Consider the following 12,518-nt stretch of genomic DNA (forward strand, 5'->3'; position numbering starts at 1 on the left):
GGCAGGAGGAAAAGCGGCAAGCTTGCCCGCGCAGATAGCTGGCACGCGCTACAGGCACGCCGGCAGGCTGGACAATACCCGGCTATTCTCGTCCGGGGTACCCACGGTAAAGCGCAGGCAGTGCTGCAGCAGCGGATGGGCGCCATGCAGGTTCTTGATCAATATGCCGGCCGCCTTGAGCGCCGCAAAGCAACGCGGCGCATCAGGCACACGCGCCAGCACGAAGTTGGCTTCGGAGGGAAACACCGTCACTCCTGCCGTGCCTGCCAGCCCCTCGGCCAGCCTTGCCCGTTCCTGCCGCAGCAACAGCGCCTGCTGGTCGAACACCGCCTTGTGCTCCAGGGCAAACATGGCCGCCACCTGGGTCAGCACATTCACGTTATACGGTGGCCTCACCTTGTCCAGTTGGTCCATCCACTGTGGCTGGGCCGCCGCATAGCCCAGCCGTATACCGGCCAAGCCCAGCTTGGACAGCGTACGCATCACCAACAGGCGCGGATGCTCGCCGGCCAGGGCCATCAGGCTGTCATCGGCAAAGGCAGTATAGGCCTCATCCACCACCACCAGCCCTGGCGCCTGCGCCAGGATCGCCTCCACCTCGGCGCGGGCATAGCGCGGCCCGGTCGGGTTGTTGGGGTAGGCCAGGAACACCACGGCAGGCTGATGCAGGGCCATGGCGGCCAGCATGGCAGGCAGATCCAGCGCAAAATCCGGCCGCAGGGGTACGCCCACATACTCCAGCCGGCTGAATACCGCGTTCATACGATACATCACAAAGGACGGCTCGGCCGCCAGCAGCTTGGCGCCTGGCCGGGCCAGCGCCTGGCAGATCAAGGTAATGATTTCGTCCGAGCCATTGCCCAGCAGCACACCAGCCGTTGCCGGAATGCCAAACGCCTCGCGCAGGCGCTCCTTCAGCCCACCACCATGCGGATCGGGATAGCGGTTGAGCGCCGCCACGGCCAGCCGCCGGCCCAGCTCGGCCTGCAAATCGGGCGGCAGGCCAAAGGGATTCTCCATGGCATCGAGCTTGATCAAGCCAGTGGCATCGGCCACATGGTAGGCCGACAGCGCCACAATCTCGGGGCGGACATAATCCAGGGCCGAAGTCATCAGCAGCCCTCCTGCAAACGGTATTCCGCCGACAGCGCGTGCGCCTGCAGCCCCTCGCCATGGGCCAGGGTACTGGCAATCCGCCCCAGCGTCTGCGCCCCGGCTGCCGACACATAGATCAGGCTGCTGCGCTTCTGGAAATCGTACACGCCCAAAGGGCTGGCAAACCGCGCCGTGCGCGAGGTCGGCAGCACATGGTTGGGGCCGGCGCAGTAGTCGCCCAGCGCCTCCGACGCATAACGGCCCAGAAAGATGGCCCCGGCATGACGTATCTGCGCCTGCAGCGCCCAGGGGTCGGCTACCGACAACTCCAGGTGCTCAGGCGCAATCTGATTGGCAATCTCGGCCGCTTCGGCCAGGTCGCGCACCTGTATCAAGGCACCCCGGTTGGCCAGGCTGGCGCGGATGATGTCCTGCCTCGGCATGCCCGGCAGCAGGCGCGCCATGCTCTCGGCCACCTGCGTCAGATAGGCCGCATCAGGGCACAGCAGGATGCTCTGGGCTATCTCGTCATGCTCGGCCTGGCTGAACAGATCCATGGCCACCCAGTCAGGGTCGGTCTGGCCGTCGCAGATCACCAGTATTTCAGACGGCCCGGCCACCATATCGATGCCCACCACACCGAACACCGCCCGCTTGGCGGCGGCCACATACTGGTTGCCCGGCCCGGTGATCTTGTCGACCTGCGGTATGGTCGCCGTACCATAGGCCAATGCTGCCACCGCCTGGGCACCGCCCAGGGTGTATACCCGGTCCACCCCGGCAATATGCGCCGCGGCCAGCACCAGGTCGTTACGCTCGCCCCTGGGGGTGGGCACCACCATGATGATTTCGGCCACCCCGGCCACCTTGGCGGGAATGGCATTCATCAGCACCGACGAGGGATAGCTGGCCTTGCCGCCGGGCACATAGAGGCCAACCCGGTCCAGCGGGGTCACCGCCTGGCCCAGCACCGTACCGTCCTCCTCGGTGTACTGCCAGCTGGCCTGCAGCTGCCGCTGGTGATAGCGCCGCACCCTGTCGGCAGCCGCCTCCAGCGCCTCTCGCTGGACGGGTGCCAGACGCTGGTAGGCGGCCAACAACTCGGCCGGCTGCAGCGTCAACGCAGCCATATCCGCGGCCTCCAGGCCATCAAAGCGACGGGTGTACTCCAGCAGGGCGGCATCGCCACGCTGCCGGACCGCCTGCAGTATGGCTGCGACATCAGCGTCCACCTGAGGATTCTGGGCCGTCTCGAAGGCCAGCAAATCAGCCAACTGGGGCTGGAAATCAATCTGGGTAGTGCTGAGGCGTTTCATCATGGAGAGGCTCTGCTTCACTGTTCGGGCCGCGCCCGACGTTGTTATAGACGTAGCGGGCGGATGCAACAGCGATCCGCTTCAGGCGTGATGATGCACATTCGCCTGGGCGAATGCGTCGATGATGGGCTGTACGCCCAGGCGCTTGAGCTTGAGCGAAGCCTGGTTCACCACCAGGCGGGAACTGACATCCTGCACGTGCTCCACTGCCACCAGCTGGTTGGCGCGCAAGGTACCACCGGTGCTGACCAGATCGACGATGGCATCCGCCAGCCCCACCAGGGGCGCCAGCTCCATCGAGCCATACAGCTTGATCAGGTCGACGTGCACACCCTTGCGGGCAAAGTGCTCGCGGGCCGATTCGACATACTTGGTCGCCACCCGCAGGCGGGCACCCTGCTTGACCGCCCCGAAGTAATCAAAGCCCTCGCGCACGGCCACCATCAGCTTGCACTGGGCTATCTCCAGATCCAGCGGCTGATACAGTCCCGCACCGCCATGCTCCAGCAGCACGTCATAACCGGCGATGCCCAGGTCGGCAGCGCCATATTGCACATAGGTGGGTACATCGGTAGCCCGTACGATCACCAGCCGCACATCAGCGCGGTTGGTACCCAGTATCAGCTTGCGCGACGATTCCGGGTCCTCGCTCGGCACGATGCCCGCGGCGGCCAGCAGCGGTACGGTTTCTTCGAAGATGCGTCCTTTGGACAGGGCGATGGTGATCATGGCAAGGCAGAAAACGACAGAAGGCGGATTATGCCGGTGTGCGGCAAGGCTGGCGAGCAATAGTTGTCTACCATCATCATAATGAAATGTTATTTACACCTCAGTCGCTTAGACAAGCAATCAGACAACTTGTCTAGATGAATTCACCTAAAACCCGCCTCACGCACCGCCTGCCTGCGCCCATAAAAAACCCCGCTCACAGCGGGGTTCTCTCACGCAGTCAGGCCAGCCTCAATGGGCTGCCGTACCTACCCGCTTGATATCAGCGCCCACGCCACCGAGCTTGGCCTCGATATGCTCGTAACCACGGTCCAGATGGTAGATGCGATCCACGATGGTTTCGCCCTCAGCCGCCAACCCCGCAATCACCAGCGAGGCAGAAGCGCGCAGATCGGTCGCCATCACGGTGGCGCCCGACAGCTTGTCCACGCCCTTCACCACGGCAGTATGGCCATCGATATGGATATCAGCCCCCATCCGCGCCAGCTCCGAGACGTGCATGAAGCGGTTCTCGAAAATGGTTTCGGTAATGACACTGGTACCGGTAGCCAGGGTATTCATGGCCATGAACTGGGCCTGCATATCGGTGGGGAAGGCAGGATACGGCAAGGTGCGGATGCTGACAGCCTTGGCCCGCTCCCGCATTTCGATGGCAATCCAGCCGTCGCCAGCCTCGATATAAGCACCGGCTTCGCGCAGCTTGTCCAACACCGAATCCAGAATATCAGCACGGGTATTGCGCAGCACCACCCGGCCACGGGCCATCATCACGGCACAGAGGAAGGTGCCGGTCTCGATCCGGTCCGGCATCACGGCATGCTCTGCGCCATGCAGCCGCTCCACCCCTTCGATGCGTATGGTATCGGTACCGTGGCCGGTAATCCTGGCACCCATCTTGATCAGGCACTCAGCCAGGTCCACCACCTCGGGTTCGCGCGCGGCATTCTCTATGGTGCTCACGCCATCGGCCAGCACAGCAGCCATCAGCAGGTTCTCGGTACCGGTCACCGTCACCATGTCGGTGATGATCCGGGCGCCCTTGAGCCGCTTGGCGCGGGCATGGATATAACCATGCTCGATATTGATCTCCGCCCCCATGGCCTGCAGGCCCTTGATGTGCTCACCCACTGGCCGGCTGCCTATGGCGCAGCCACCGGGCAGCGACACACGGGCCTCGCCGAAGCGCGCCAGCGTAGGGCCCAGCACCAGGATGGACGCCCGCATGGTCTTCACCAGCTCATACGGCGCCTCCAGCTTGTCCACGCTGGCACCGGTCAGCTCGAACTCGTGCACATTGTCAGTCATCACCCGCATGCCCATGCCCTGCAGCAGCTTCTGTGTGGTCATCACGTCACGCAGTTGCGGCACATTGGTCAACCGCAGGGTATCGGCCGTCAGCAGCGAGGCGCACAGTATGGGCAAGGCCGCGTTCTTGGCGCCCGAGATGGTGATCTCGCCGCTGAGGGGGTTGCCGCCGGTAATACTCAGTTTGTCCATGTCTTGCTCTCAAGGCGGCAACAGGCCGCCAGCTAAGGTTCGCAACCGGGTCAGACTGCCAGCCACCAGATCAGCAGCAACAGCAACCACGGCAGATTGATCAACACCAGTCCCAGCCGGTCGCTTAAGGGCCGACGCTTGGGCTCGGGCTGCTTCAGGGCTGGTTTTTCCATTCGTGCGGACTATAGGTCTTCATCGACAGCGCGTGTATTTCTTCACGCATGCGCTCGCCCAGCGCCTGGTAGACCAGCTGATGCTGGCGCACCCGCGGCAGGCCATCGAAAGCGCGTGCCACGATGACGGCCTCGAAGTGATGGCCGTCACCGCTGACCTCGAGCACTTCGCAGGCCAGGCCGGCGGCGATGTATTGTTTGACTTGTTCAGGAGTAACCATGACGTTTCTGTTTTCTGGAGTCCCGGCGGACGGTAGCCGCCAGCTTGTCAGTGTTTGAGCTTGTAGCCCGTACGCAGGAGTTGCAAGGTAAATGCAGCCAGCACCACCACCGTGCCCGAGACCACGGCCAGGCTCAGCCAGGGCGATACATCAGATGCCCCGAAGAAACCATAGCGGAAGCCATCGATCATGTAGAACACCGGATTGAGGTGCGATACACCCAGCCAGAAGGCCGGCAGCGAGTGGATGGAATAGAACACACCGCTGAGAAAGGTCAGCGGCACAATGATGAAATTCTGGAAAGCGGCCAACTGATCGAACTTCTCCGCCCAGATACCGGCAATCAGACCCAGGATGGCCATCACCGACGAACCCAGCAAGGCAAAGGCCAGTATCCACAGCGGATACTTGAACTCCGGCCAGGCCAGCCACATGGTCACCGCCAGCACCCCCGACCCCACCACCAGACCACGGACCACCGCAGCCAGCACATAGGCCAGGAAGAACTCCAGATGTGACAGCGGCGGCAGCAGGATATACACGATATTGCCAGTGATCTTCGACTGGATCAGGCTGCTGGAGGTATTGGCGAACGCATTCTGCAGCATGGACATCATGGCCAGGCCCGGTATCAGGAAGGCGGTATAGCGCACCCCCGGATAGGCCTCCACATGCGACTCCAGCACATGCGAGAAGATCAGCAGATAGAGCACCGCCGTCAGGACGGGCGCAGCCACGGTCTGGAAGCTGACCTTCCAGAAACGCAGGATTTCCTTGTAGAACAGGGTACTGAAGCCTTGCATGGTGTATGGAGCAGAATCAGGGCGCTATGCGCGCACCGGCCTACCCGCGTTTCCTTCCCATCACGTCGAGGAATACCGATTCCAGATCGGGCTTGAGTATTTCCATGTCCTGCACCGCCACCCCTGCTTCACGCAGGGTGGCCAGCATGGCCTCCAGCGTACCGCAGTCATCGAGCTTGAGCTGATAGGCCCCGCCCTCCTGGCTGACCAGCAATGGCTGCAGCGCCGCTGGCAGCACATCGGGGAACAAGCGCAGCGACAGCACCCGCGCCGAATGGGAGGCCATCAAGGCGGCCTTGTCATCCAGCGCCACCAGTTCGCCCTGCTTGAGCATGGCAATCCGGTTGCACAGCGTCTCAGCCTCCTCCAGGTAATGGGTGGTCAGCACAATGGTATGGCCTTCGCCATTGAGCCGCTGGATAAACGCCCACAGGGTCTGGCGCAAGGCGACATCCACGCCGGCCGTAGGCTCGTCCAGCACGATGACCGGCGGCTTGTGCACCAGCGCCTGTGCCACCATCACCCGCCGCTTCATGCCGCCAGAGAGCGAACGCATATTGGCGTCCGCCTTACTGGCCAGGCCCAGCTGCTCCAGCAGCTCATCTATCCAAGCATGGTTGCGGCGCAAGCCAAAATAGCCGGACTGGAACTGCAAGGTCTCGCGCACGGTAAAGAAAGGGTCGAAGGTCAGCTCCTGCGGCACGATGCCTACCTTGCGGCGGGCCGCCCGGTAGTCGCGCTGCACATCGCTGCCCAGCACCTCTGCCTTGCCACTGTCGGCCTGGGTCAGGCCGCCCAGCACTGAGATCAAGGTGGTCTTGCCAGCGCCATTGGGGCCCAGCAGGGCAAAGAACTCGCCCTCGCGCACCTCAAGGTCTATCCCCTTGAGGGCTTCAAGCTCCCCAAAGCGCTTCTTGACGGCGGAAAAGCGGATAGCTACGGACATGGCGATAAAAGGCGGAAAACGTGAATTCTACCCGAGCCGGGCGAGGAGCAAACCAACATTACGCAGGACGGCCCTAGGCCGCCTGCGACAGGCGCACTCAGGGGGCAGGCAGCAGGGGGGCTGCCTCAGGTTCGGCAGCGGCAGGCTCGGCGTCCAGTGGCTCAGCCATGGCAGCCGGCTGCGGCACGGGCGCCGGCACAGGCTCCGACACGGTCTCAACCGGCTGTTGCTGTGGCGCAGCAGGGGCTGCGGGATTGGCCGGTGCTGGTTCAGTCTCGTCCGCCTCAACCTCACCCAGTGGCAAGGGCTGGGCCGGTGCGCCATCCCAGACCAGGTTGTAGCGGCGCTGCAGATAGCTGTCGCGCACAAAACCGTACTCATCACCAAACGAGGCCGATTCGATCAGCGCATCAGCCGGCAACAGCGTGGCGCGGGTATCCACCAGCTTGAGCAGGTTCAGCCCCAGGCTGGTGTCGTCATCATGCAGGGCACGCATGGGGTTGAGGGCATAGCTGCCCACCCAGTCGCTGCTGTCCCGCAAGGTCTTGGGGCCCAAGAACGGCATCACGATATAGGGGCCGGACGGTACACCCCAGGCACCCAGCACCTGACCAAAGTCTTCATCATGCTTGGGCAGGCCAGCCGGCGTGGCGATATCAATCAGGCCAAACAGGCCCAGCGTGGAGTTGAACACCACCCGGCCACCGTCGCTGACCGCCTCACGCCACTTGCCCTGCAGCAGGTTGGACGCCCCGATATAGATGTCTTCCAGGTTGCCGAAGAAATTACTCACCCCCGCCCGCACCGGCTTGGGCGTGATCGCCACATAACCCTGCGCCACCGGCTTGAGCACCGCCTTGTCCAAGGCACTGTTGAAGGCATAGACCTTACGGTTCACCGGCTCCAGCGGGTCGTAATGATTGGCGGGCGTAGCACAGGCCACCAGCAGCAGCGGGCTGAGCAGCAAGGTGTAGGGGTGGCGCATAAAAACTCCGTAGCCGTTTAGACTGAAGCATAGAGCCTGTCCCGAACAATTTCGCGGACGAAACGGTTCACCGACAGGCTCCAGGCAATCAGCAACGGCGCCTGTAGGCGCCGATGCTGTTGGGTAGACACTAGGACATCATCCCTGCACGCTGGGCAGGAAGGCCTCAACACCATACAAGGCGGCAAGGCTGGTAAGGTTGGCGGGCGGCTGCGACAAGGCAATCCGCCGGCCCTGCGCCAGCGCATCACGCTGCCAGTGCAGCAGCAGGCTGACAGCGGTGGAATCAATCTCGCTGACCTCGGACAGATCGATCAGCAAGTCCGGCGCCGACAACCTGGCGGCCACCTCGGCCTGTACCCGGCAGATCGAATCCAGCGTCAGCGCACCGCTGAGCTTGACGGTCTCAGCCATGATTACTTGGCCGGAGCCTTGGCCGACTGGGCCGCATTGCGGTCAGCCAGCGCCTTTACCAGGCCGTCAATGCCATCCTTCTGGATGGTCTGGGTGAAGCTGGTGCGGTAGTTGGTCACCAGGCTCACACCTTCAACGGTCACGTCATAGACCTTCCAGTCGCTGCCGGTCTTGCCCAGACGGTAATCGATAGGGAAAGGCTGGCCACTGGCGGCCGACACTTCGGTACGCACGATCACATCGGTGTCGGTATCTGCCATCTTGACCGGCTTCACTTCAATACCTTGCAGCTTGTTCACACCAATGGCGGTGGAGTAGGTACGCACCAGCAGGGTACGGAACTCGCGCGACAGGGCGGCCTGCTGCTCGGGGGTCGCCTGTTTCCAGTACTTGCCCACAGCCAGCGAGGTCAGCCGGTTAAAGTCGAAGCTGGGTAGCACCTTGGCTTCCACCAGCTCGCGGAAGCGCTTGTCAGCCGGTGTCAGGTTTTCCTTCTTGATCACCTCCAGCACATCCTTGCTGGTGGTGCGCACCAGTTGCTCGGGCGCGGGTACATCGGCGGTAGCGGTCAGGCCGGCCACCAGCATCATGAAAGCAAAAAATTTACGCATAGTCGTCGTGTCCTGTTATGGGGCGGGTTGTGCCTGAGAGGGATTCTCCGCAGCCTTGCTGAACATGAACTGACTGATCAGTTTCTCCAGCACGACGGCAGACGAAGTCAGGGTGATTCGATCGCCAGACTTCAACATGGTTTCATCTCCGCCAGCTTCAAGCCCTATGTACTGATCGCCCAGTATGCCCGAGGTCAGGATTTCGGCCGAAGTATCGCGGCTGAACTGATAGCCCTGCTCGATATCGAGGTCCACCACGGCACGGTAAGTGGTGGAATCCAGATGGATGCCGGCCACCCGGCCCACCAGCACGCCCGCGCTCTTGATGGGCGCACGGGCCTTCAGGCCACCGATATTGTCGAAGGCAGCCGTCACCCGATAGGTAGGCTTGGTGCCCCCGTTGGAAACGTTGCTGACACGCAACGCCAGGAAGGCCAGCGCGGCCACGCCCAGTATTACAAACAGGCCGACCCAGAAATCATAAACGCGGCGATTCATCAAATACCCCTAAACATGAATGCGGTCAGGATGAAATCCAGACCCAGAATAACCAGCGAAGAAGTCACTACCGTGCGAGTGGTCGCACCGGATACCCCTTCCGCAGTGGGCGGGGCATCAAAGCCCTCGAACACCGCAATAATCGAAACAGCCACGCCGAACACCACGCTCTTGACGAGGCCATTGCCCACATCGTTGAACAGATCGACCTGGGCCTGCATCTGCGACCAGAACGTACCGGCATCGACGCCGATCAGCACCACGCCGACCACATAACCACCCAGGATGCCCATGGCCGAGAACAACGCAGCCAGGATGGGCATGGACAGCACACCCGCCCAGAAACGTGGCGCCACCACCCGGGCCACCGGGTTCACGGCCATCATCTCCATGGCAGCCAGCTGCTCGGTCGCCTTCATCATGCCGATTTCGGCAGTAATGGCAGAACCTGCCCGGCTGGCAAACAAGAGACCTGCCACCACCGGCCCAAGTTCACGCAACAAACTCAGGGACACCAGCACACCCAGCGCCTCCGACGCACCAAAGCGCACCAGGGTGTCGTAGCCCTGCAGGCCCAGCACCATACCCACGAACAGGCCCGATACCAGAATGATGACCAGCGACAGCACGCCGGTAAAAAACACTTCGCGTATCACCAGCCCAGGCCGGCGGAAGGAAGTGCCGGAATGCCACAGCACCGCCATCATGAAACGGAAACCGAAACCCAGCTTCTCCATCGTGTTGACGACAGGCTCGCCAATACGGCGCACCCGCTTTTCCAGCCAATCAAGCACGGCGCACTCCCATCAGTTCATCGGTATACGGCTTGGCCGGGTATTGGAAAGGCACGGGGCCATCAGGCAGGCCATCGACAAACTGATGCACATAGGGCTCAGCCGAAGCCGTGATCTCGGCCGGCGTACCTTCAGCCACGATCTTGCCCTCGGACACAAAATAGACATAGTCGACTATGCGCAGCGACTCCTGCACCGAATGCGTCACCATGATGGAGGTGGCACCCAAGGCATCATTGAGATCGCGTATCAGCTTGCCTATCACCCCCAGCGAAATGGGGTCGAGGCCGGCAAACGGCTCGTCATACAGCATCAGCACCGGGTCCAGCGCAATGGCACGGGCCAGCGCCACCCGGCGAGCCATACCGCCAGACAGCTCCGATGGCATCAGCTTGGCAGCGCCACGCAGGCCCACCGCATTGAGCTTCATCAGCACCAGGTCCCGTATCATCGACTCGGGCAGCTCGGTATGCTCGCGCATCTGAAAAGCCACGTTGTCGAACACCGACATATCGGTGAACAGGGCGCCGAACTGGAACAGCATGCCCATCTTGCGGCGCAAGTGGTACAACCCATCGCTGTCTAGCTCATGGACCACGCGGCCAGCGACACGGACCTCGCCCTTGGAAGGCTTGATCTGGCCGCCGATAAGGCGCAGCAGGGTGGTCTTGCCGCAGCCGGAGCCACCCATGATGGCAACCACCTTCCCCTTTGGTATCTTGAGGCTGATACCTTTGAGTATGGTACGGCGGTCGTAGGAAAATGTTACGTTGTCGATGTCGACAAGCGAGTCGGCGGGCACGTCGGGGGAGCTCAAGGGCATTGGGGGATTCATAATTCTAAAGTAAGCCAGCATCCGACAACAATTTTCATGCCGGGTTCATGTTGCAATGCAACAACACGGCCTTCCGTGGCAAGCACCAAACAGGTGCACCCATGAGGCCATGAAATTACTTCAACAGCCTCGCAAGCGGGTGCTAGGATTGTCGAAACTTCGACGCCCCTGCGCGCATTGGGAACACTGAATGGATATAGCCAAGCCTGGCCTCCTACTGGTGGATGATGACCCGCTGATACGCGACACCCTGGGCTTTGTGCTCGGCGAAGCCTTCGAGGTCCGTAGTGCCGCCAGCCGGCCAGAAGCCGTCGCACTCGCCAGCTCGGTCGAGTTCCGCCCCGCCATCGCTTTGGTCGATCTGGGCTTGCCCCCCTCCCCCCACCAGCCCGACGAAGGCTTCCGCCTGATCGTCGAGTTGGCCGCCCTGGTGCCCGCCATCAAGATACTGGCCCTCAGCGGCCAGACCAGCGAACACAACGCCCGCCATGCCCGTACCCTGGGCGCCATCGACTTCATCGCCAAGCCAGCCAGCCCGGACCATATCCTGGCAGCCCTGACCCGCGCCCTTAACTGGCGTGCCGCCGAAGTCACGCTGGCGCCACAACTGCAGGTCGCCGGCCTGATAGGCCAGAGCCCCTCGATGGAACGGCTCAAGCGGCAGATACACCAGTTTGCCAACTCCCCCTTCCCGGTACTGGTCACCGGCGAGTCCGGCTCCGGCAAGGAAGGCGTGGCGCGAGCCCTGCACGCCGCCTCCCGCCGCAGCGAGCAACCCTACCTGGCCCTCAACTGCGCCGCCCTGGCCGAAAACCTGATCGAAGCCACCCTGTTCGGCCACGCCAAGGGCGCCTACACAGGCGCCACCACGGCCCGTGCAGGCTATTTCGAGGAAGTCGGCGAAGGCACCCTGTTCCTCGACGAAATTGGCGAGCTGCCCTTGGGCCTGCAGGCCAAGCTGCTGCGCGTGCTGGAGAACGGCGAGTTCCAGCGCCTGGGCGAAACCCAGACCCGTGTCAGCCAGGCCAGGGTGGTCGCGGCCACCAATCGCGATCTGCGCAAGCAGTCACGCAGCGGCGACTTCCGCGCCGACCTCTATCACCGGCTGTCGGTGTTGGCCATCGACACCCCACCCCTGCGGGAACTCGGCGACGACCGCAGCCTGCTGCTGGAACACTTTCTGCGACTCTATGCCCAGCAACTGGCCGTCGCCCCCTTCCAGCTCGACCCCGAGGCCAGGCAGGCCTGGCAGCGTTACCGCTTTCCCGGCAATGTGCGGGAGCTGCGCAACATCACCATCCGGCTGCTGGCCAAGCACCCTGGCGAGCAGATAGACAAGGCTACGCTGGCAGACGAATTCGACAGCGAGCAGATGGACGCCGAGGCTGCGACCACGCAACCCGATCTGGCCGCCGCCATCCAGCTGCTGCGCAACCAGCCCGATTTCAACCTGGATGCCTGGCTGGCCGCCTGGGAGCAAAGCTGCATCGCCGCCGCCCTGCAACTGGCAGACGGCAATATGAGCCAGGCCGCCCGCCTGCTGGGCGTCAACCGAACCACCCTGTACAGCCGGCTCGATAGCCAGCGGAAGGTAAGCTAGC

At 62.6% G+C, this 12,518-nt stretch carries 15 protein-coding genes; 1 reads left to right on the forward strand and 14 read right to left on the reverse strand.

The annotated features are described in order from the left end of the window. Positions 1–48: 48 nt before the first annotated feature. The 14 genes from hisC to QQK16_RS03525 all read right to left on the reverse strand — a co-directional run bounded on the left by hisC (position 49) and on the right by QQK16_RS03525 (position 10,905). Entirely contained in the window at positions 49–1,113 is a 1,065-nt protein-coding gene (gene hisC / locus QQK16_RS03460; protein ID WP_284195028.1) for a histidinol-phosphate transaminase, read from the reverse strand. After that, positions 1,113–2,411 carry a histidinol dehydrogenase gene (hisD, locus tag QQK16_RS03465; RefSeq protein WP_308446993.1) on the reverse strand — a complete coding sequence of 433 codons (1,299 nt, stop codon included), beginning with the start codon at positions 2,409–2,411 and terminating at the stop codon, positions 1,113–1,115. Before hisD ends, hisC begins: the two co-directional genes overlap by 1 nt. An 81-nt stretch (positions 2,412–2,492) precedes the next feature. Next, positions 2,493–3,140 carry an ATP phosphoribosyltransferase gene (hisG, locus tag QQK16_RS03470; RefSeq protein WP_284195030.1) on the reverse strand — a complete coding sequence of 216 codons (648 nt, stop codon included), beginning with the start codon at positions 3,138–3,140 and terminating at the stop codon, positions 2,493–2,495. A 231-nt stretch (positions 3,141–3,371) separates the two neighbouring features. Beyond that, positions 3,372–4,637 (reverse strand): UDP-N-acetylglucosamine 1-carboxyvinyltransferase, encoded by a 1,266-nt coding sequence (gene murA, locus QQK16_RS03475; protein WP_284195031.1) that lies wholly within the window; start codon positions 4,635–4,637, stop codon positions 3,372–3,374. 50 nt (positions 4,638–4,687) lie between these two features. Beyond that, positions 4,688–4,810, reverse strand: a complete 123-nt coding sequence (locus QQK16_RS03480) for a hypothetical protein (protein WP_284195032.1) — start codon at positions 4,808–4,810, stop codon at positions 4,688–4,690. Beyond that, positions 4,792–5,031, reverse strand: coding sequence for a BolA family protein (locus QQK16_RS03485; RefSeq protein WP_284195033.1), 240 nt, complete (start codon positions 5,029–5,031; stop codon positions 4,792–4,794). The genes QQK16_RS03480 and QQK16_RS03485 overlap by 19 nt, the downstream gene beginning before the upstream one ends. A gap of 47 nt (positions 5,032–5,078) precedes the next feature. Continuing rightward, positions 5,079–5,834 carry an ABC transporter permease gene (locus QQK16_RS03490; protein ID WP_284195034.1) on the reverse strand — a complete coding sequence of 252 codons (756 nt, stop codon included), beginning with the start codon at positions 5,832–5,834 and terminating at the stop codon, positions 5,079–5,081. 40 nt (positions 5,835–5,874) lie between these two features. After that, complete coding sequence (locus QQK16_RS03495; RefSeq protein ID WP_284195035.1) at positions 5,875–6,780, reverse strand: ABC transporter ATP-binding protein; 906 nt, start codon at positions 6,778–6,780, stop codon at positions 5,875–5,877. 97 nt (positions 6,781–6,877) lie between these two features. Further along, the gene (locus QQK16_RS03500) at positions 6,878–7,765 is read right to left on the reverse strand and encodes an MlaA family lipoprotein (protein WP_284195036.1); all 888 of its coding nucleotides are present in this window, start codon (positions 7,763–7,765) and stop codon (positions 6,878–6,880) included. A 138-nt stretch (positions 7,766–7,903) separates the two neighbouring features. Then, entirely contained in the window at positions 7,904–8,179 is a 276-nt protein-coding gene (locus QQK16_RS03505; protein WP_284195037.1) for an STAS domain-containing protein, read from the reverse strand. 2 nt (positions 8,180–8,181) lie between these two features. Continuing rightward, positions 8,182–8,790, reverse strand: a complete 609-nt coding sequence (locus QQK16_RS03510; RefSeq protein WP_284195038.1) for an MlaC/ttg2D family ABC transporter substrate-binding protein — start codon at positions 8,788–8,790, stop codon at positions 8,182–8,184. A 15-nt stretch (positions 8,791–8,805) separates the two neighbouring features. Next, on the reverse strand, positions 8,806–9,288 hold the full coding sequence (gene mlaD, locus QQK16_RS03515; RefSeq protein WP_284195039.1) for an outer membrane lipid asymmetry maintenance protein MlaD: 483 nt from the start codon (positions 9,286–9,288) through the stop codon (positions 8,806–8,808). Then, positions 9,288–10,025, reverse strand: a complete 738-nt coding sequence (gene mlaE / locus QQK16_RS03520) for a lipid asymmetry maintenance ABC transporter permease subunit MlaE (protein WP_308446994.1) — start codon at positions 10,023–10,025, stop codon at positions 9,288–9,290. The genes mlaD and mlaE overlap by 1 nt, the downstream gene beginning before the upstream one ends. Before the next feature lie 49 nt (positions 10,026–10,074). Continuing rightward, complete coding sequence (locus QQK16_RS03525; protein WP_284195041.1) at positions 10,075–10,905, reverse strand: ABC transporter ATP-binding protein; 831 nt, start codon at positions 10,903–10,905, stop codon at positions 10,075–10,077. 202 nt (positions 10,906–11,107) lie between these two features. Here QQK16_RS03525 and QQK16_RS03530 point away from each other — a divergent pair, with 202 nt between their 5' ends. Continuing rightward, positions 11,108–12,517, forward strand: coding sequence for a sigma-54-dependent transcriptional regulator (locus QQK16_RS03530; RefSeq protein ID WP_284195042.1), 1,410 nt, complete (start codon positions 11,108–11,110; stop codon positions 12,515–12,517). Position 12,518: the final 1 nt, after the last annotated feature.

Source organism: Chitinimonas prasina, from assembly GCF_030160395.1.
GTDB lineage: Bacteria > Pseudomonadota > Gammaproteobacteria > Burkholderiales > Chitinimonadaceae > Chitinimonas > Chitinimonas prasina.